This is a genomic window from Trinickia sp. (genome assembly GCF_051953955.1).
Taxonomy (GTDB): domain Bacteria; phylum Pseudomonadota; class Gammaproteobacteria; order Burkholderiales; family Burkholderiaceae; genus Trinickia.
This window is the reverse complement of sequence record NZ_JBQCIF010000124.1, coordinates 77,897-97,483: the sequence shown is the minus strand read 5'-3', so window position 1 is coordinate 97,483 and position 19,587 is coordinate 77,897. Positions and strand designations below refer to the sequence as shown.

Sequence of the window (19,587 nt, the reverse complement as noted above, 5' to 3'; positions counted from 1 at the left end):
GCCGTAGCCCGGCGATTGCTGGCCGCGACCACGAACGCAAGCAATGAGGTGAGCGTTTTCGGGAGCGCGCAAAAAAGGGAGCTTTTCCGGGATGTTCCACAGTTTGGGCAACCCGACCGGCATTCATCGCCGAAAGCCGATCCATGCGATCATCGAAGGTTCCGACGTGGCTTGGCCCGTCATCGCCATTGCGACTACTTGCCGGCAAGCGCCGGCTCAACTGGAGAACCTGACGATGCAGATCACGGGAGACATGCTGATCGGCGGCGGCGCAGTGCGCGGGACCGCAGGAACGCTGCGCGCGTTCGACCCGGCTCGTAACGCCGAAATGGAGCCGGCCTTCGGCGCCGGTGACGCGAACGACGTCGATCGCGCTTGCCGGCTGGCTGGCGCCGCGCTCGATCCGTTCCGCGAGGCGCCGCTCGAGACGCGCGCACGCCTGCTCGACGCAATCGGCGAACGCATCATGGCGCTCGGCGACACGCTGATCGAGCGTGCGCACGCCGAATCGGCGCTGCCGAAAGCGCGACTCGAAGGCGAGCGCGCACGCACGGTGGGCCAACTCAAGCTCTTCGCACAACTCGTGCGCGATGGCCGCTGGCTCGGCGCGACGCTCGATTCCGCGATGCCCGAGCGCAAGCCGCTGCCGCGTTCCGACCTGCGTCTGCGCAAGATCCCCGTCGGCCCCGTTGCCGTGTTCGGCGCGAGCAATTTCCCGCTCGCGTTCTCGGTGGCGGGCGGCGATACGGCGTCGGCGCTGGCCGCCGGCTGCCCCGTCGTCGTGAAGGCGCACCCCGCTCATTTGGGCACGTCCGAACTCGTGGGCCGCGCGATTCAAGAGGCCGTGGCCGAGTGCGGCCTGCCTGCCGGCGTGTTCGCGCTCGTGCTCGGGGCGGGCAACGCCGTCGGCGAAGCGCTCGTCGCGCACCCCGCGATCAAGGCCGTCGGTTTCACGGGATCGCGCGGTGGCGGCATCGCGCTGATGAACATCGCCGCGCGTCGCCGCGAGCCGATTCCCGTCTATGCGGAAATGAGCAGCATCAATCCCTGCTTCGTTTTGCCGGGCGCGCTCGCCGCGCGCGCGGAAGCCGTCGCGAACGGTTTCGTCGATTCGCTGACGCTCGGCGTGGGTCAGTTCTGCACGAACCCTGGGCTCATCGTCGTGCTCGACGGCCCGCATCGTCAAGCGTTCGTCGAAGCAGCTTCGAAAGCGCTCGAGAAGAAGGGCGCGCAGACGATGCTGACCGCGGGCATCGCCAGTGCCTATCGCGACGGCGTGCAGCGGCGCTCGGGCGTCGAAGGCGTGACGCGTCTCGCGCATGGGGCGAGCACCGATGCTCAGCATGCGGCCTTGCCCGAGCTGTTCGCGACGACGCAATCGCACTTCCTCGCGGCGCCGCCGCTCGAAGATGAAATCTTCGGGCCGACGTCGCTCATCGTGACCTGCGCGAACATCGACGAAATGATCGAGTTGGCCGAGCACGTCGAAGGCCAATTGACGACAACGCTGCATATGGAGCGCGACGACGTCGAACTTGCGCGCAAGCTGCTGCCCACGCTCGAGCGCAAGGCCGGCCGCATTTTGGCGAACGGATATCCGACGGGCGTCGAAGTCTCGCATGCGATGGTGCATGGCGGCCCGTTCCCGGCTACGTCGGACCCACGCTCGACGTCGGTGGGCACGCTCGCGATCGAGCGGTTCTTGCGCCCCGTCTGCTATCAGGACTTGCCGGCCGAATTGCTGCCGGAAGCAGTGCAAGACGATAATCCGCTGAATCTTTGGCGGTTGCGCGACGGCACGTTCGAGCGGCGCTGATCGAACGAATGCGCGAACGAGCGGCAGCCGCCATGGCTGCGCTCGTTCGCCGTCGATAGGCCCGCTGCATCGAGGCTGCGTACTCGCTTCTTCTCCTTCTTTGGGCTGCTTGCTTCGCCGTAGGGCGGCCCCGAACAATTACACGCATTACGAGCGTCGCTTGTGCGCGGGCACAGGGTCGGGTTCGGATGCCCGCTTGGGCACGAACCGACACGCAGGCGCTGCAAAAGCTGTTCCGGCTCAAGCCGGGCTTGGCGCGGCGGCTCATTCGATGCATGGATCGGAAAAACGGCAATTTTTTCGATAGAACCGACGTTCCCTACAGAGTATGATTCGAATCCTGCGAGCCTGCGCCCGTAGTCAAAACGCAGTCAGGCGCTCGCTTTCGCGGCTGCGCGACGCATCGCACGACGCCGCAGCAAGCGTATTCAGGGAGGCAGGTGACTCATGCATTACCCCGACGCCGCATTCACGCATCGCGGATACTTGCTCAATTGCGCGCCCGCGCGGTCCGGAGACGGCTCTTTTCAGCCGTATGTCGTGATCTCGCGCTCGAGCGACGGTGAGCTCGTCGCGAACCGATTTTTCCCCAACGATCTGCGTTTTGCCGACGAAGCGGCGGCCATTGCGCATGCGCGCGACTGGGCCGTGCGCTGGATCGACGCAAGCAGCTTGACGGTGTAAGGGCCGGCGGAGGACGCATCCGGGCAACGTCGCGTGAAACGCGGTAATCTCTTCGCATCTCCGACATACAAGCCGTATTGCCGCCGTCCTCACCATCATGCCGAATTCGCTTTCCCGCCATTGGGGCCTCGATCAAATCGTGGCCGAGTTGCGCGCGTCGCGCGAAGAGCTCCACCGAACACGCCACCCGCGCGGCATTCGCGAACTGCCGTCACGAGAGGCCATCGTCGGCATCGTCGAGGGCCTGCGGGCCGTCATGTTTCCGACGCACTACGGCGCGGCCGATCTGACCGACGAAAGCGTCGATTACTACGTCGGGCATACGCTCGAAAGCACGCTGCGGCTTCTGTGCGAGCAAGTGCGTCGCGCGCTGCGCTTTCTGCCCGAGCATGCCGACACGCCGGCGCCGGAGCTCGAAGTGCTCGCATTCGAGATCACGCGGTCGTTCGGCGCGCAACTACCGGGCATTCGCGCGATGCTCGTCAGCGATATTCAAGCCGCGCATGTCGGCGATCCCGCCGCGCAGCACATCACCGAAATCCTGTTGTGCTACCCCGGCGTGCTCGCCATGATGCATCACCGGCTCGCTCACGCGCTGCACCGCCTCGGTGTGCCGTTGCTCGCGCGTTTCATCAACGAGATCGCCCACTCGCTGACGGGGATCGACATTCATCCGGGCGCGCAGATCGGCCCTAGCTTCTTCATCGATCACGGCACCGGCGTCGTCATCGGCGAAACGGCGATCATCGGCGAGCGCGTGCGCGTTTATCAGGCCGTGACGCTCGGCGCTAAAACGTTCCCCGCCGATGCCGACGGCACGCTCGTCAAGGGGCACGCACGGCATCCGATCGTCGAGGACGACGTCGTCATCTATGCGGGCGCCACGATTCTCGGCCGCGTGACGATCGGGCGCGGTGCCGTTATCGGCGGCAACGTTTGGCTCACGCACAGCGTCGCGGCCGGTGCGAGCGTCTCGCAAGGCAGCGTGCGCGAGGGCGCGCGCGGCGACGACGGCGAGCCGCGCGTCCGTACACGCCGATGAGCGGCGGGCGCGTCGTCATGCATCGTTGCACCGTCGCCGGCGTGCAGGCGACGACAGCCGATACGACGCGCTCGTTTGCCCGTCATTCGCACGACACGTTCGGTATTGGCGTGATGTGGCGCGGCGCCCAGCGGTCGGCAAGCGGGCGCGGGCCCGTCGAGGCGCGGGCCGGCGACGTCATTACGGTCAACCCTGGCGAAGTGCATGACGGCAGGGCGTTCGACGAGCGCGGCCGTGCGTGGCACATGCTCTACTTCGAGCCGAGCGTCGTTCATGACGTCGCGTTGGAACTAGGGGCGGCCGCGCCGGCCGCGGTCGAACTCGAGCGGCCCGTGTTGCGCGATGACGGCTTCGCCGCGTGTTTCAAGCGCGCATTTGCCGCGGCGACGAACGCTGCCGCGTCATCCGACGCCCTGGCGTGCGAAGAAGCGCTGTACGCGTTGATGGCCGAGTGCGTGCGCAGCCATACCACCGTGCGGCTGCATGCCTCGGCGCATGCAGCGATCGACGGCGCTGTCGCATCGATCGAACACGCCAAGGCGCGTATCGATGATGATCCGTGCCAACCCGTTACCTTGGCCAGCCTTGCGCTCGATGCGGGTTTGAGCCGGTTCCAGCTGTTGCGAGGCTTTGTGCGTGCGACGGGGTTGCCGCCGCATGCTTATCTGATTCAAAGGCGCATTGCGCTCGCCCGGCGCCTGATCGAGCGAGGCTTGCCGCTCGCCGATGCAGCCGCGAGTGCGGGCTTCGCGGACCAAAGCCATATGACGCGCGCGTTCGCGCGTGCCTTCGGCGTGACGCCGGCACAGTACGCCGGCGCGGTTCGCTAGCCGCGGGGCAGCGTCCGTAGCTGAAGCGTTTTTGGAGTGGACTTCGTCGAGTCGGCTGCTCTGCGCCTCGCGGTCATCGTCGCTTCGCTGCAATTTCGTTCAAGACCCTTCGTTCCGATCCGCCTAATCTGCGTCGCATCCTTTTGCGTTGGGAGCGACACGATGCGTTCACGTTGGATGGGTTACCTCTTTTGCGCGCTGGCGATGATCGGCGTGGGCAGCACCGTGGTGGCGAGCAAACTGATCGCGCATGGGCTGCCGCCGTTCACCGCGACGGCGCTGCGCTTTGCCATCGCATTTCCGCTCTTCGTGCTCGCGATGAAGCTGACGGGCGAAGCATGGCCGCGCGTGGGCGGAAGGGAGGCGATGCTGCTCGTCCTGCAAGCCGGGTCCGGCAGCGTCGGCTATACGGTGCTGTTGCTGAGCGGCATGCGATTGACCTCGGCCACCGATGCTGGAGTGATCGCGGGCTGCCTGCCGGCCGTGGCGGCGCTCGTGGCGATCGTCGCGCTGCGTGAACGGCCGGGAGCGCTGACGATGGGCGCCGTTGCATTGGCCACCGCGGGCGTGCTCGTCTGCACGATGCAGGGCGGCGACGGGGGGGGCGAGGCTGGCTCGGGCGGATCGGCATCGGTGCTGCTCGGCAACGCCTTCGTCCTTCTCGCCGTGCTCGGCGAAGCGTTGTTCATCTTGCTCGGAAAGCGCCTGCGGACACCGGTTTCACCGCTGCAAATGTCCACGCTGATGTCGGGGATCGGCCTGGCTTTGTCGCTCGCGCCGGCGCTACTCGAACGGCCCTGGGCGCTTCACTACGAGCGAACGGCCGTCGCGGGCGTCGTTTATTACGCACTGGTGCCGACCGTCGGCGGGTTCATGTTGTGGTTCGCCGGCGCGGCGCGCATTGCCGGTGCGCAAGCCAGTGCGTTGACGGCATTCGTGCCGGTTTCGGCAGCCGCATTTGCAGCGATCGTGCTGCACGAAGCGATCGTGCCGGCACAATGGTGGGCGATCGCGTGCGTGCTCGGTGCCGTCGTGCTCATTGCGTGCGACGGCGCACCGCTCAGACGTTCGGAATCGCTCCGCCCACGTTGCCGATGATGGCCAAGAATTCGCGCCGCGTCGAAGGATCGTCGCGAAACGAGCCGAGCATGCGCGACGTCACCATCTGCACGCCCGGCTTATGCACGCCGCGCGTCGTGATGCACTGATGGGCGGCTTCGAGGATCACGCCGACGCCCTTGGGCTGCAAGATATCGTTGAGCGTGTCGGCGATTTGCACCGTCATCTTTTCTTGGATTTGGAGCCGCTTCGCGAACGCATCGACAAGGCGCGCGAGCTTGGAGATCCCGACGACGCGGCGATTCGGCAGGTACGCGACGTGCGCGCGGCCGATGATCGGCACCATATGATGCTCGCAGTAGCTTTCGAAGCGAATGTCCTTGAGCACGACCATTTCGTCGTAGCCATCCACCTCGGAAAACGTGCGCGCAAGGATGTCGCGCGGATCGTGCGAATAGCCCTGAAAGAATTCCTCGTAGGCGCGCACGACGCGCGCCGGCGTATCGAGCAAACCTTCCCGTGCGGGATCGTCGCCGGCCCAGCGCAGCAGCACGCGCACGGCGGCTTCCGCCTCGTCGCGGCTCGGGCGCAAAGGTAGCGCTGCCGATGCCTCCGCGCGTTTGCCGCGCTTGCTCGCCGGGCCCGCCTTTTTCGCTCGGGGTCCTTCCTTCATCGTTTGCTCCTGGTGTGCTGCGCCTGCGCGGCTCTCTGAGATCGCGGCATTGTTGCATGATTCCCACTTCTTGCGTATCGCTCGCGCCCGGCACCCCTGCCGGAAGCGATGCGAATCGAAGCGTTGGCGCCGCGGCTATTCTTCGGCGTCGTGCTCGGCGACGAAGCGCAACAAGTACGCTCGCAGCGCAGCGTCGAGTGCACGATGATCGGCGACGCTCTTCGAGCCGGCATCGGCTTCCTCGCCGAAGAGGCTGGGCGGCGCGTCACACACGCCGACTTCGAAACCCTCGCGCAGCACGCGGATTTCATGCGTGTCTTCGAGATATTCGGCGACCCAATGAATGCCTTCGACATGGGTGCCCGTGCGAACCGGTGCGGTCATTGAGGCCTCCTCGGAACCAGAGTTAGCGCTTGCTCGACGATGCAAGCCGGCATGGGCGCGCGCGGCTGGCATCAACTGGCGAAGTACCCACCATGGAAAAAGAGTACGCCTGTTGCGCATCGAGCGCACGCGGCGTTGCACCGCGTGCGGTTCGTCGGAGGCGGATCGGGGCGGTCAGTGGCTGATCGATTCGAGCGAGCGTCCTTTGGTCGACGGCCCGATGAGAATCATGATGATGCCGATGACCATCGCGGCGCCGATGAAGATGGCCACGCCGGGCACGCCGTACTTGTGCAGCAAGACGCCGATCGCAAGGCCCGCGAATGCCGCGGCGAGCCGGCTCCAGGAATAGACGAAGCCCACCGCGCGCGCGCGGATGCGCGTGGGGAAGAGCTCCGCTTGGTAGCCGTGATAGGCGTACGACATGACGTTCGCGGCCAGCGTGAAGAGCACGCCGAGCACGATCAGCAGCGCGGGGGCCGAGGCTTGCGAGAACAGCGCGATGACGATGCCCATGATGAGCAGGCCGCCGCAGATTTGCGTCTTGCGCTCGATTTTGTCGGCGAAGAGCGTGCCGAGCAGCGGACCGAACGGGTTCGCAATGGCGATGATGAACGCGTATTGCAGGCTCGTCGTGACGTGCACGCCGCGGCTGATGAGCAGCGTCGGCACCCAGGCGGCGAAGCCGTAGAAGCCGATCACCTGCGCCATGTTGAAGATGGACAGCAAGATCGTGCGCTTCAGATAGAGCGGACCGAAGATTTCGCTGAATGCGCCTTGGCCTTCCGCTTCGTTGCCGATGGCCTGTGGCGGCGGCAGCTTGATGCCTTTTTCGGCTTCGACGCGGCGCTCGATATCGGCGACGATGCGCTCGGCTTCGTCCATGCGCCCTTGCCGTGCGAGCCAGCGCGGGCTTTCGGGAACGTTGCGGCGGATGATCCAGACGAACACCGCGCCGAGCGTGCCGATCAGAATGACGACGCGCCAGTAGTCGAGCCCGAATGGCTGCGTGCCTTTGAGGATGAAAGCGAGGAAGGCAACGACCGGCACCACGCAGAACGTGATGAACTGATTGACCGCATAAGCGCGGCCGCGCTCGCCGCTCGGAATCAGCTCGGAAATGTAGGAGTCGATCGTGACGAGCTCGACGCCGATGCCGATGCCGGCGATGAGCCGCCATATGTTGATGGCCTGCCCCGAGTGCTGGAACGCCATGATGGCCGTGCAGACGACGTACCAGACCAGCGACCAGGTGAAGACGAACCGGCGTCCGAACCGGTCCGCCACGAAACCGAAGACGAGCGTGCCGAGCCAGAGCCCGGCGAACGTCGCGAAAACGAACGTGCCGAAGCCCGCGACGGAGATCGGCGCGAGTGCGGCGAAAAAGCCGAGCGATTCGGGCTTGAACAATCCCGACTGCACCATGCCGGGCGCGACATAGCCGGTGAAGAACAGGTCGTAGAACTCGAATACGCCGCCGAGCGAGATGAGCATCACCATGGTCCACACGGTGCGCGACGGCGGCAGGCGGTCGAACCGCGCTGCGATTGCTAGAGATTGCTGATTTGACATCTTCGCCTCTTTCCGTTCTTTTGCGTTGTGCTGTCGAATGTCTTCGAATGCCTTGCAGCGCCTGCGTTTCGATCGAATAGCGCTTCCAAAGTCACCCCCTTGCGAATGTGACATGTCGTCAACTACTTAACAAGTGGTGCGAATACGGACGTTCGTACAGAGGTCGGCATGCTGCACCACGGCAAATTCGTGATTCGTGCAGGCAGAAAGTCCGGCTCGATCGCGATGGATCGCCTAGATTTCAGTGCGCGCGGGAGCACGCCAGCGTATCCATTCAAAAAAACTAGGCACCGATGTCGAAATGGCGCGCGCCCGCTCGTCGTAAGGTCGGAGCCTCACGAAATGACGAATGCTCGGGGCGAACGCTGTGATGCGACCGGACGCACGCAGGCTCGCCCTTGGTCTACCGATGTCCAAGAGGCCCGTTCATCAACCTTGTACTGACTACTTACTGACAATGGAGCGCTGCCATGACCTCATCCGTGAAACCCATTCCTGAAGGCATGCATACCGTGACGCCTCATCTCGTCTGCGCGAACGCAGCAGAGGCGATCGCGTTCTATCAGAAGGCATTCGGCGCCGTGGAGTTGTTCCGCATGCCGGCCCCTAGCGGCAAGATTGCACATGCACAGTTCAAGATCGGCAACTCGGTGTTGATGATCACCGAAGAAAACGCCGAATGTGGATCGCTCAGCCCGAAGACGCTCAAGGGCACGCCCGTCAGCCTCTATCTGTACTTCGAGAACGCCGATCAAGCGTTCGACCGGGCCGTATCTGCCGGCGCGACGGTGAAGATGCCGCTCGCCGACATGTTCTGGGGCGATCGCTGGGGTGCAGTGGAAGACCCGTACGGCCATTTCTGGCACATTGCCTCGCACATGCGCGATCCGAGCCCTGAAGAAATGCAGCGCGCGATGGCGGAGATGCAGAAGCACTGATCGGAGAATTAAGTGCCGGCGGCTTGGAGGGCCGCCTCATCCGCCGGTACTATCGGGCTTTGCAGTTCAACTTGATGAAGGAGGGCGTGCCCATGACCGCTTACGTGATTTTCGACATCGACGTATATGATCCCGAGCAATACGGGGCGTATCGGGAACTGGCCGGGCCTTCCGTTGCGCAATACGGCGGGCGCTATGTCGTTCGCGGTGGGCCGGCGAGCACGCTCGAGGGGGCCTGGGACCCGAAGCGCGTCGTGGTCTTGGAATTCGATACCGTGGAGGAGGCGCGCACTTGGTACGACTCGCCCGCGTACCGAGCGGCAAGAGCGATTCGTGAACGCGCCGCGCGGGCCGAGGCGATCATCGTCGAGGGGGCGTAGCGTTATCTGCCCGATTGCAAATTGCCGCGTGTGTGTAAATGGGCGCAAGTTCCGCAAACGTTTGCGTATCGTCGGCAATCAAAACCGATGGTCTTTTACAACAGCTATTGACAATCTGAATTATCTTTAAATGGAAAGTTTTTAGAAAGAATGACGTAATGATTGGTAAGGATTTCTCGTTCGCTATTGGCTCCGCCACCTCCTGATATCCCATGTTCCGTCGGGGTGTGCCTCGGTTGCGCGCCTTGATCGTTTCCTTTCATCGCATCGATGCGTCGATGAAATGGACTAACCGGTCCGATTCCCGCATCCATATGGGTTGATTTTTCATATGGAAACCTCTGCGGTTCCTTTGATAGGATTCGCACGCTGTTCCGGGGGCCACCTGCCATTGCGCAGTTCGATGGCGGAGCAACGTAAGCGATGAACCACAACGGTGCGCAAGACCGCCAGCCATGGCGGCATGATCGCGCCGATGAGAGAGACCAATGCAATGCGGATACACCGTGCAGGGTTCACGGCTGAAACCGTCGAATCCTGGCTCGCGCCACATTGGCGCGTGGGCCGATATCTAAATCGAATCTCATCGATCCCCTCCGCGATCGGGCGTTTCGCGCATTCGCGCCGCGATGCGATGCCATCCGCCGGGTTGCGGTTTTCCCGCCCCGGTCGTCGGGTGGGGCTAGCGGCCCTTTTCCACTGCCGTGAATCCAGCGAACCGCGCATCCGTATGCCATCGGTAGGTGACGTTCGGATAGCGTCGTGCCCTTCTTCGAAGATCTCCGATGCATTCGCGGGGAAGACCAATGATCCAAGGCCGTTAATACCAGCATAAAGATCCATGGAATGCGGGAAAACGACACGCGCGGCGATCGCGCGCGCGAGTCGCGTTGCCCAAAAAATGGCGGTGAACATTCGCGTTGTTATTGAGCCTCCTAGCAAGGGAGGCGGGATCCACACCGCCTTCCCGACAAACGTTCCAAGGTACCCGAAATGACGAAAGTGTCGATCGAGGCCCGTCACAAAGGCTCATCCGGCCCAATCCGGCACCGGCCAGCCCATGAAAGCGACCAACCGCCAGCCAACTAAAAATACCAATCAGCTCCATCGAGGAGCATTTTTTTAAAACAAGGAAGAGCAGCAAATGAAGAAGATATACGGGGCATTCATCGTTACGATCATGGTTCTCCTGTCGGGTTGTGCGACACCGATCCACATGAGCCCGACAACGGCCACGCAGACCCTCGACACGTCGAAGGACTCCGTCGTCCTGATGTCCTTGACGTTGACGAACGCTTTCCATCCGAGCTATCAGCCCAGCCCTATTGTCGTCAACGTAGAACGGGGTGCGGCGGACCAAAGATCGGATCGCTTGAACTTCTTGTTCGATAGCGAGGGGACGAGCGAGAGCAAGACCGGAAACCACTATCTCGTGCGCATGTCGCTGCCGCCCGGCAAGTACGTTCTGCGCGGCGTGACTGGCCAGAGTGGCATCTTCCCGTTCCACGGCATGTTCTTTACACCGCTTGACTACGATATCGACGTTGCACCGAATTCGGTAATCTACCTCGGGCACGTCGATGCAACCATCGTCGAGCGCAAGGAAGGCGAGTTGCGAGCCGGGCCTGTGATTCCGTTGGTCGATCAAGCGGTTACTGGATTCAGCGGCGGTACCTGGACGATCGATGCGAGCGACCAGTTCGATCACGACATGACCGACTTCCGCACGACGTTCCCGGTGCTGGCGAAAGCCGAGGTCCAGAAGGAACTGCTGCCGGCGTGGGACAAGCAAAAGGCGACTGATTGGTGGAAGGCGCACTGAGGTTCGTCAAGAGGCGTTGGCGAGGCGGTATCGGCGTTTGCCGCCAACGGGAGTGGAGAGCCATTCCTGTTAGTGGGTGACCAACCAGGCGCAGTTGGCCATGATCACGGTCGGTACGACGCTGTTGAACGGAACGATCGAGGCGGCACTGAACCAGCACGCAGCCGCAGCAGTGAATGCGGCTGCGAACGAGTTCGCAGCTTATGCGCCCATTCAGGTGGGTGTAATCACGAGCCGCTGCTGTTGAACTTCGATCTTGAGTCGTTGGCGGGGCAAGAACCCGGCTTCTTCGAGCCATCGGCCCGAGACCTTGAACCAAGGGACGAGCGGCGGGTCGTCGCGGTGACTGCGGTTGGGCTTCCATTGGCGATAGCGCCAGGACTGCTGAATGGTGGCGTGTCGCGCCGGGTAAGCGGGACGTGCGTTAATATCGACTGTAGCCATATCGACTCTCCTTGTGAGTTGATGTTGGTCAGCGGGTCGCATGGGTTGGCGCCCATGCGGCCCGCGCTGCGTTTACGGCGATGGAAGGGGTAGCCGTTCTCCTGTTTGCGGTGAAGTCAAGTATTTGATCGTATTAGAAATAAGCAGTCCTAACTACTAGCCGAGAGGCCTAGGACTCTGAGCAATGCAGAGCGGGCCATGCGCCCGAAAATCAAGCCGGAGAGGGGGTGTGCAGACCTCGAGCCGAGAGCGACGCAGGGCCACGGGAATTGGCTGCCGGCCGCCGCCGTCCCGGTCGGCGTATTTCTGTTTATGCAGACATCTCGAATTGATGACAACCCACCGATCAGTTCGAGTCCTCGAGCTGTGACTCAGCGCGAACCTAAGCCAGGCCGTGCTCGCCGCGCCCGGGAGGCTACCTCGAGGACATACCAATGCGAGCAGTGAGAGCGCCGAAGGCTATCGAGAATTCCGAGGCGGCTACAATCGCCGCTCGCATACCAATCAATGGTCGGAGCGGGAAAACATTATCGCTGGCGAACCGCATCGAGCATGACGTGCTGGGCCGCACGCTCGATGAACTGCCGCCGCAGACGCGGCGCTTGCTGACGATGTTGGTCGATTGGGTCAAGGATGAATGCGAGGCCCGGGACGAGACGCGTGAAGCGCTTCGCTTTACACGGGCTACAGCAGCGCGACGTCGATTACGATCGCGGCACGCTGATGATTCGGCAGGGCAAGGGCAAGAAAGATCGGATGATCCCGATCGGCGATCGGGCGTTGGCCTGGGTGGCCCGGTATCGCGACGAGGTGCGGCCGGAACTGGCCATCGCCGGTGACGACGGCACGCTGTTCTTGACGGTAACGGGCCAAGCGTTCTCGGATAACCGGATGACGCAGATGGTGCGCAATTGCGTGCGAGCGGCGGGGCTGGGCAGCATCGGGAGCTGCCACCTGTTCCGACACGCGATGGCGACACAAATGCTGGAGAACGGGGCCGACGTGCGGTTCATCCAGGCGATGCTAGGGCACGCGGACATCAAGACGACGCAGGTCTCCACGCGGGTGAGCATCCGGGCGCTGAAGGATATCCATTCGGCTACGCATCCGGCGCGGCTTGGCCGTACGGTGTCGAGGATCGGTGAGGAGAGCGACGAATCGCCTGACCTGCTAGCCGCGCTCGACGCCGAAGAGATGGACGAGCAGGGCAGTAGCTAAGTCGAAGCCATTGACGAGCGCCAATGGCATGAGCGTCAGTTAGAGTGCTTCGGCACAGAATGCTGCTGGTGTAACGATGCGAGTGCGGCCAAGGTTGCCTCGCTGCAAGAGTCCGGCGCGATGATCACCGGTCACGAGATAGTCCACTTCGCCGGTCTGGGCCATCGCAAGCAGAAAGGCATCGTTGGGATCATCGGTCTCGATGTTCACCTGCAGATGATTCAGGACGATGGCGCGCTGTAGGTTGTTGATCATCGTGCCGACAAGATGCGGCTGCAAAATGGCCTTCAACTTCGGGTAACGGCTGGCGCGGCGAAATACGTCGAGCTGTATGGTTGAGGTGACGAGTTCGAAGCGGCCGGCTCGCCAAGCACGATAGATGATGTCGGGCGAGCCGTGTGGAGAAATAAGGGCGCTCAGCAGGATATTGGTGTCTAGAACGACCCGCATCAATGTTCACGCGCCCATTGCACCGCTTCGGAGACGATGGCCATCAGGTCAGCTTCGCTGACGTTGACATTGGCCATCTTGGCCTGTTCGGCCGATAGCTCGAGCAGATGGGCACGCACGGCTTCTTCGATGAAGCGCGACAGATCGCCCTTGCGGCCTCCACCTTGGGAGGCAAGGAACATGCGAACCGACTGATCGGTGTCGGCTGACACGGCGACGTTCCAACGTACTGAATTCATGGCTGTTTCCCTCAAATCGGTGTATAGGTGTTTATACACCTATCTCGAATTGATGGCAACTGACCGACTGGCCTTCCCCTCTTAGCCGCCTAGGGCGGCTCTCTACCTTCTGCGCGCTTCACCGGCCGCTACAATCCGGCCCATCGGCGCTTGTGCGCCTCGCTCTTTAACTTCCTCCGCCGACGCCTCAGATGGCCGTAAAACCGCGTCTGGGCGAAAAATCCTCACTACCGAACTGCATCTAGGCGATGACGGGCCGCAAAGCCACGCCGCGTCTAGGTTTGCGGGCCATTGCAGGCAAAGGTTGCCTCGGGTGCTGGATATGGGGCGATTGGCGGAGCGGCTGGGGCGCTCATGACGCGGGTGAGCATCCGGGCGCTGAAGGATATCCATTCGGCTACGCATCCTGCGCGGCTTACGCGTGCGACACTGAGGCTAGACGAGGCACCGGCGACGGTGGCTGGCTTACTGGATGCACTGCCGCCGAGGCGCGAGCAGAGGGCCAGACGGAGGAATAGGGTGAGCGATGGAAATGGTTAAAATGGCGCCATGCGTGACTGAGCTTAGGGGCCAAAAAATGGGAACGAGCTACGAAAAGGACGTGGTGGCCTGGGCCAACGAACAGGCTGCGTTGTTGCGCGCGGGTCAGTTCTCGGCGCTGGACATCGAGCACATCGCGGAGGAGATCGAGGACGTGGGCAAGAGCGAACAGCGCGAGCTAGCGAGCCGCATGGCGGTGCTGTTGGCGCACTTGTTAAAGTGGCAATGCCAGCCGGAAAGGCGTGGTGCGAGTTGGCAGACGACCCTGCGCATTCAGCGAGCGGCGAGTGTGCGGCGGTTGGACAAGACGCCGAGTTTGAAGCCCATGCTGAGTGATGGCGACTGGATTAGCGATATGTGGGGCGATGCCCGTCAACTGGCTGCTGCCGAGATGCAGATCGGCGTGGCGTTGCTGCCGGAGTCGTGCCCTTGGTCGATGGCGCAGGTGTTGGACGAGGAGTTCCTGCCGGGCTGAACGGCGACCTGCCGTAGTCGATGAGCCAGCCTTGGTGAGCTGGCTTTTTTACGTCCGTGCTGGCAGCGGTTGGCGAAGCGGCACACGCGGTCATACGTGAGGCAAAGGATGCCGCCGTCCAATGGGCCGCGAAGATAGCGCAAGCCTGCTGCTGCTCGCAGGAACTCCGCGAGTTCGGCTACGATCCCGAGAGCTGACCGGCGCGACGGCGCTCGACAGATTGCCAAGCAAGGCCGTGCATTGCCTCTCCGGGCAACCTTCGCCGGGCCTACCTCGCCGCCGCATCAGCCAACCGAAACGACGACACGATACCCCTAAGCTTCGCCGCCTGCTCCTCGAGCGATTGAGTCGCGGCCGCCGCTTGCTCGACCAACGCCGCGTTCTGCTGCGTGACGTCGTCCATCTGGCCGACGCTGTCATTGATTTGTTCGATGCCTCGGCTTTGCTCGCTCGTCGCTTCCGCGATTTCCTTCACGATGCCGGATACGTGCGTGATGGCCGATGCGACGTCGTGCATGACCGTACCCGCCTGGACGGCCTGCTGCGAACCGTCTTGAACGGTGGTGACAGACAGAGCGATCAAGTCCTTGATCTCTTTCGCTGCAGTGGCGGACCGTTGAGCCAAGCTTCGAACCTCGCTCGCCACGACGGCAAAACCCCGCCCCTGCTCGCCGGCACGGGCGGCCTCCACGGCAGCGTTGAGTGCGAGGATGTTCGTCTGGAATGCGATCCCTTCGATCACGCCCGTGATGGCGGAAATCTTGCCCGAGCTATCGCTGATCCTTTCCATGGTGGCGACGACGGATTGCACGGCATCGTTACCCGCAACAGCGATATCGGCAGCATTCGTCGCCAATGTTTTGGCTTGGCGGGCGTTGTCGGCCGTCTGCTTCACCGTGGCGGTCAACTGCGTCAAACTCGACGCGGTCTGCTCCAGTGAGGCGGCTTGCTGCTCTGTGCGAGTGGACAAATCCAAGTTGCCCGCGGCAATCTCCTGCGTCGCCGTGGTAACCGAGTCTGTCGACAACCGCACGGACGATATGGTTTGCTCCATACGAAGCATCAGCTTGTCGAATGCGGCGGCCGAGCGGCCGAATTCGTCTTTGCGGGGGCTGTTCGACCGCTTGGAGACATCGAGCGATTCGGCGATGTCCTCGAACTTCCTACACATGCGCTCGAGCCCGCCGCATACGACGCGCAAGAAATGCAAGCCGCTATAGATGCTCACCATGCCGCCGACCGACGCGGCGGCGACCAGTGCGAGCAGCCAGGGCTTGTACCCCTCGGGGACATTGGACGACCACAATCCGATTACGCCGACGAGCCCCGCAAAGAACATGAGTGCCGTACAAGCGCCGAATGCCAGCCAAACTTTGAGCCTGATCGTGATTGCCGATCTTTGCACCTTGTTATCCCCGCAATGTTGGTCTTGGTAACCGTTCTACGGTCCAGGTCGAACCGCCGGAATTGGAGTTTACCCAAGGCGAGAGATCGGGGGGACGTCTCTCAACTTCGATGATGCGCGTCCTTGAAGACCAAGAACACGCGCCAGGCGCACCACCCGTGGTGCTTCCCGATGGCCACCGACCCAATATCAATCTGGTGAATATCCATCATTCACCGATTTGCCTGGCGCTGCGACCCATTGGCCGGTCAGGCACGGTGGTAACGGTGGGTGGGCGAGGCGAGTAGGGTCGGCATCGTGTGAGTCGACCCATCGATGTCGGCTGACCTCTAAATACCCGACAGCCCCAAAAACTGCCACCGCAAAAACGGGAAAGGCTCATTGGCCGGCATTTTCCACGCACCGGTAGAACTAAAATCCCAGCCCGAGAAATTTGCCGGATTCGACATCTGCGCCGTCGTCAGTCCATTCGAGGCCGGCATAGGAATGCCGGAGCCCACACCGGCCGTCATGTGAGTCGTGTCCTTGTTCCAATACACATCGCTTCCGATGATGCCGTAGTTCTCCGCCGCGATGCCGCCCGCCTCCAAAGCGCCCAACACTGCACCGGTGGCGAACGATTGTGTGATCGTCCCTCGGTTGATGTTCACCAGCGCTCCGGCAGAGCACGGATACTCGCATTCGATCGACACTGCGCCCGTCGCATAAGACTGAGCGATCGTTCCGTTGTTGACGCCAACGAGCCCGCCGGGAACGCCCCACGATTGGCTGCTGCCGGCAACGCCGTCCGTCGTTTCCACCGTTCCTCCGGCAAACGATTGAGCGATGACACCGTCGTTCTCACCAACGAGACCGCCGAACGTGCCGCCGCCGGAAAGATCGACGCTGCTCGACGAGCGTTCGATCGTGCCGTGGTTCACGCCCACGAGCCCACCTGCTGTCGAGAGATCGTACCAGCCTGAGTTCTCGATGGTTCCCGCGGTGCCCACGCGGACGATCGTGCCGTAGTTGTTGGCCGCCAAAAGGCCCTCGACACCCACCGTCCCGGATTTCCACTCGCCTGAGTCGCTGATCAAAACGTGTCCGGTGATGTCCAAATCGCGAACCACGGCGCTCGCGCCGAGCGTGCGAAACAACCCCAAAACGACGGGCCGGTTGTCGAAGACATATTCGGTTTCGCCCCGCAACGTCAGCGCGTTGATGAGGTGGTGTTCGCCGTCGAACTGTCCGGTGAACGGGGTGTCGTCGCTGCCGATCGGAATGTACGAGCCGTCGCTCGTCGCACTTGCATCGATGTCTTTGCCGAGCGCGAAACTCCCGGTGAGGTCCGAATTGATTTTCTCGAGGTCCGTCAACGAGTTGACGAGCTTGTAGCCCGTGATCTGCGTGACGAGCCCGCTATAGGCCGGCGACGTCCACGACGCATTTGCAAGCAGCTTACCGGGCCGGTAGCGGCCATTCATGTCGTAGAAAGCGCTGACGATGCCGCGGCTGTGCGACCAGTCCACCGTGCCGTTATTGACGACGCTGCCGCCGTTGTCGATGCCGGTCGAATCGGCACGCAGTGTGAGATTGCCGCTACCGCAATTCTTTAATTTTGCGCCGGCTTCGATCGTCAAGGAGCGATAGGCACCCAACGTAAGCGATGCCGCGCCCACCCAATGGATGCTCGAGGCCACGTCGATGTCGCCGCTCGCGCCGAGCGCGCCTGTCGTTTGGACATTGATCGACGTGCCTTTGTCGAGGCTGCGCTGAAAGACAGGAGCGACGAGCCCGGTGATGGTGAAGCTCGGCGAGGTGATGTTCCACCGGCTGGCCTTTACCAGAGTTTTGCCGATGGCATCGTCGGCGATCCGCAAGTTGGCGGCATTCGTTTCGACGATGCCGCCACTGCCGTTCGCATTGCGCGCTTCGATGGCGCCGTCGATCGTGACGTTGCCCGTATCGGCGACGAGCCACACGTGACCGTCGCGCGTAGCCGTGCCGGTCGCGCGCAGGACGGCGTGGTTTCCGGCGAGCGCATAGATATTGCCGTCGGCCGCCTCCACGTTGATCTGTGCCGCTTCGATCGCGCCTCGATTGATCACGGTTGCGTCCCCGCCCGTGCCAGCCTGTACCCACAGCTTCCGGTCGAGCGACGTATCGCCGAGCAGCACCGATTGTCCGATGGCCAATTCGGCGTTGCCTCGGGGCGCGCTGATCGTGCCGAGGTTGACGATGTCGTTGGCCGCCATGAGATACACGTCCCCGCCGCTGGACGAGATCTTGCCGAGATTGATCACATAGCCGGTATCGCCCGTGAAGGTAAGCGGGACGTTCTTCATGAAAGCGGTGTTGTCGACGTCGAGCGTCGAGGCGAGGAAGCTGCCACCGGTCGAGACGACGCCACTGCTGCCGATGACGATGCCTTGCGGATTGATCAAATAGACGCTGCCTGTTGCCGAAAGCGTGCCGAGGATCGACGAGGGGTTGGCTCCCGTGACACGGTTCAGCGTCGCTCCCGTGCCGTTCTGGATGTTGACGCGATTGCCGCTGCCGATCGAAAAGCTGGTCCAATCGATGACGCCGCGATTGGATGTTTGGTTGATCGTCAGCGATGTCGCATTGCCCGTCATCGAGCCGGTTCCGGCGACGAAATGCCCGCCGCTCGGGAGCGGCCCGGCGGCGTGTGCGGCGCTCGGCGCGGCGAGCGAAAGTGCGATGAAGATCGGTGTGAGAGCCGGCAGCGCGGTGCGTTGCAAGCGATGTGATCGTCCCATCCATGAGGCCTGCACGGTGAGCTCCTTTTATTGATAGGCGCCGAATGAGCCCGGATATGTGCCGCGTTTGCCATTCGGCGAGTAGAACCGTTTTCATTCTATTGATCTGTCCGACTTCTTCTAGCGCCAGAATCGCCAAAAGGTCAGTCACGCTCGCCATCGTGCGGAACCGGCCGATGGCCTCATGGATTTTTGAGCGTATTTCACTTCATTCATCGAAAGGCGATCTCGATTTTTTGTCGCTTGCTCGGCATTCGATTTATTCAAGTGGAAACCGCATCTATCGACGAATGCGCATGAGTGCGGGCGAAGCGATTCGCCGAATGAAAAATGTTCGCTCGACGTCGATTACGGGCGTTTTTCACGGAGTTTTGTAGTCGATTTTTTTATTATGTAACAACATAAAGTCGGACGTTATCGATACCGACTACAAAACTTCATTGCCAAAAAGCAGCCGCCGCGGCCGCCGCGCCCGCCACGGATGACCGGCTTCGGGGCATCGAATATCCGCATTGATGCGAGATTGATGCCGGAATGCGCGCCGTGCCGGCATTTCTTCCCGCGCCGGACGCGCATCGGTCATAGAGTCGTATAAGAATTTCCGAGGCGGCGACTGCATATCCAAATAGTTGTGGGTCGACGGAAAATTATTCCGCTTTTATCGCGTCGAACACCGCTCGCCTCAAATCATTCAAAACTTTTCTTGTAGTCAGGCTACTTATGCGCTATTACTAACCCCGGAGTTTCGCTACATCTCGCGGTCAGCCGATTTCGTCGATGCCGCTTATCGGCCACACCGGCCCACCGCGCCGCATGACTGAGTTTCATCCGTAAGACGCTTTGCGACGAGACGCCTG

The 19,587-nt window shown here is 62.2% G+C and carries 19 protein-coding genes; 10 read left to right on the top strand and 9 right to left on the bottom strand.

All coding sequences use genetic code 11. From position 1 onward, the window contains the following. The first annotated feature begins 235 nt into the window (after nucleotides 1–235). From ACTHNZ_RS23010 to ACTHNZ_RS22990, 5 genes are all read left to right on the top strand, one after another. Nucleotides 236–1,816: an aldehyde dehydrogenase (NADP(+)) gene (locus tag ACTHNZ_RS23010; protein ID WP_440544907.1), complete on the top strand. Its 1,581-nt coding sequence runs from the start codon at nucleotides 236–238 to the stop codon at nucleotides 1,814–1,816. Nucleotides 1,817–2,263: 447 nt separating this feature from the next. Next, nucleotides 2,264–2,500, top strand: a complete 237-nt coding sequence (locus tag ACTHNZ_RS23005; protein WP_440544891.1) for a hypothetical protein — start codon at nucleotides 2,264–2,266, stop codon at nucleotides 2,498–2,500. Nucleotides 2,501–2,597: 97 nt separating this feature from the next. Then, nucleotides 2,598–3,542 carry a serine O-acetyltransferase EpsC gene (epsC, locus tag ACTHNZ_RS23000; RefSeq protein ID WP_440544890.1) on the top strand — a complete coding sequence of 315 codons (945 nt, stop codon included), beginning with the start codon at nucleotides 2,598–2,600 and terminating at the stop codon, nucleotides 3,540–3,542. 17 nt (nucleotides 3,543–3,559) lie between these two features. Continuing rightward, nucleotides 3,560–4,372 (top strand): AraC family transcriptional regulator, encoded by an 813-nt coding sequence (locus ACTHNZ_RS22995; protein ID WP_440544889.1) that lies wholly within the window; start codon nucleotides 3,560–3,562, stop codon nucleotides 4,370–4,372. A gap of 162 nt (nucleotides 4,373–4,534) precedes the next feature. Beyond that, on the top strand, nucleotides 4,535–5,470 hold the full coding sequence (locus ACTHNZ_RS22990) for a DMT family transporter (RefSeq protein ID WP_440544888.1): 936 nt from the start codon (nucleotides 4,535–4,537) through the stop codon (nucleotides 5,468–5,470). Here the strand turns inward: ACTHNZ_RS22990 and folE are convergent. The 3 genes from folE to ACTHNZ_RS22975 all read right to left on the bottom strand — a co-directional run bounded on the left by folE (nucleotide 5,433) and on the right by ACTHNZ_RS22975 (nucleotide 7,988). Next, nucleotides 5,433–6,104: a GTP cyclohydrolase I FolE gene (gene folE / locus ACTHNZ_RS22985; protein ID WP_440544887.1), complete on the bottom strand. Its 672-nt coding sequence runs from the start codon at nucleotides 6,102–6,104 to the stop codon at nucleotides 5,433–5,435. The genes ACTHNZ_RS22990 and folE overlap by 38 nt on opposite strands. 135 nt (nucleotides 6,105–6,239) lie before the next feature. After that, nucleotides 6,240–6,488 carry a hypothetical protein gene (locus ACTHNZ_RS22980; RefSeq protein ID WP_440544886.1) on the bottom strand — a complete coding sequence of 83 codons (249 nt, stop codon included), beginning with the start codon at nucleotides 6,486–6,488 and terminating at the stop codon, nucleotides 6,240–6,242. Between the two features lie 174 nt (nucleotides 6,489–6,662). Beyond that, the gene (locus tag ACTHNZ_RS22975; protein WP_440544906.1) at nucleotides 6,663–7,988 is read right to left on the bottom strand and encodes an MFS transporter; all 1,326 of its coding nucleotides are present in this window, start codon (nucleotides 7,986–7,988) and stop codon (nucleotides 6,663–6,665) included. A gap of 542 nt (nucleotides 7,989–8,530) precedes the next feature. On the opposite strand from ACTHNZ_RS22975, the gene ACTHNZ_RS22970 reads away from it, so the two are divergent. Together ACTHNZ_RS22970 and ACTHNZ_RS22965 are read left to right on the top strand one after the other, a co-directional pair. Further along, nucleotides 8,531–8,998 carry a VOC family protein gene (locus tag ACTHNZ_RS22970; protein WP_440544885.1) on the top strand — a complete coding sequence of 156 codons (468 nt, stop codon included), beginning with the start codon at nucleotides 8,531–8,533 and terminating at the stop codon, nucleotides 8,996–8,998. Between the two features lie 92 nt (nucleotides 8,999–9,090). Then, on the top strand, nucleotides 9,091–9,378 hold the full coding sequence (locus ACTHNZ_RS22965) for a DUF1330 domain-containing protein (protein WP_440544884.1): 288 nt from the start codon (nucleotides 9,091–9,093) through the stop codon (nucleotides 9,376–9,378). Nucleotides 9,379–9,705: 327 nt separating this feature from the next. Here the strand turns inward: ACTHNZ_RS22965 and ACTHNZ_RS22960 are convergent, their stop codons facing one another. Beyond that, nucleotides 9,706–10,293, bottom strand: a complete 588-nt coding sequence (locus tag ACTHNZ_RS22960; RefSeq protein WP_440544883.1) for a hypothetical protein — start codon at nucleotides 10,291–10,293, stop codon at nucleotides 9,706–9,708. Between the two features lie 229 nt (nucleotides 10,294–10,522). On the opposite strand from ACTHNZ_RS22960, the gene ACTHNZ_RS22955 reads away from it, so the two are divergent. Next, nucleotides 10,523–11,200: a hypothetical protein gene (locus ACTHNZ_RS22955; protein ID WP_440544882.1), complete on the top strand. Its 678-nt coding sequence runs from the start codon at nucleotides 10,523–10,525 to the stop codon at nucleotides 11,198–11,200. 213 nt (nucleotides 11,201–11,413) lie between these two features. Here the strand turns inward: ACTHNZ_RS22955 and ACTHNZ_RS22950 are convergent, their stop codons facing one another. Then, the gene (locus ACTHNZ_RS22950) at nucleotides 11,414–11,644 is read right to left on the bottom strand and encodes a SymE family type I addiction module toxin (protein WP_440544881.1); all 231 of its coding nucleotides are present in this window, start codon (nucleotides 11,642–11,644) and stop codon (nucleotides 11,414–11,416) included. Between the two features lie 660 nt (nucleotides 11,645–12,304). On the opposite strand from ACTHNZ_RS22950, the gene ACTHNZ_RS22945 reads away from it, so the two are divergent. Next, nucleotides 12,305–12,862 carry a tyrosine-type recombinase/integrase gene (locus ACTHNZ_RS22945; RefSeq protein ID WP_440544880.1) on the top strand — a complete coding sequence of 186 codons (558 nt, stop codon included), beginning with the start codon at nucleotides 12,305–12,307 and terminating at the stop codon, nucleotides 12,860–12,862. A gap of 39 nt (nucleotides 12,863–12,901) precedes the next feature. Here ACTHNZ_RS22945 and ACTHNZ_RS22940 read toward each other — a convergent pair whose 3' ends face one another. Both ACTHNZ_RS22940 and ACTHNZ_RS22935 read right to left on the bottom strand, forming a co-directional pair. After that, entirely contained in the window at nucleotides 12,902–13,312 is a 411-nt protein-coding gene (locus ACTHNZ_RS22940) for a putative toxin-antitoxin system toxin component, PIN family (RefSeq protein ID WP_440544879.1), read from the bottom strand. Then, on the bottom strand, nucleotides 13,312–13,551 hold the full coding sequence (locus tag ACTHNZ_RS22935) for a ribbon-helix-helix domain-containing protein (protein WP_085227281.1): 240 nt from the start codon (nucleotides 13,549–13,551) through the stop codon (nucleotides 13,312–13,314). Before ACTHNZ_RS22935 ends, ACTHNZ_RS22940 begins: the two co-directional genes overlap by 1 nt. Nucleotides 13,552–14,128: 577 nt before the next feature. On the opposite strand from ACTHNZ_RS22935, the gene ACTHNZ_RS22930 reads away from it, so the two are divergent. Then, nucleotides 14,129–14,566: a DUF29 domain-containing protein gene (locus tag ACTHNZ_RS22930; protein WP_440544878.1), complete on the top strand. Its 438-nt coding sequence runs from the start codon at nucleotides 14,129–14,131 to the stop codon at nucleotides 14,564–14,566. Nucleotides 14,567–14,834: 268 nt separating this feature from the next. Here ACTHNZ_RS22930 and ACTHNZ_RS22925 read toward each other — a convergent pair whose 3' ends face one another. Together ACTHNZ_RS22925 and ACTHNZ_RS22920 are read right to left on the bottom strand one after the other, a co-directional pair. Then, entirely contained in the window at nucleotides 14,835–15,971 is a 1,137-nt protein-coding gene (locus tag ACTHNZ_RS22925) for a methyl-accepting chemotaxis protein (protein ID WP_440544877.1), read from the bottom strand. A 329-nt stretch (nucleotides 15,972–16,300) separates the two neighbouring features. Beyond that, a complete protein-coding gene (locus ACTHNZ_RS22920; protein ID WP_440544876.1) occupies nucleotides 16,301–18,712 on the bottom strand; it encodes a two-partner secretion domain-containing protein in 2,412 nt (803 codons plus the stop codon). Nucleotides 18,713–19,587: the final 875 nt, after the last annotated feature.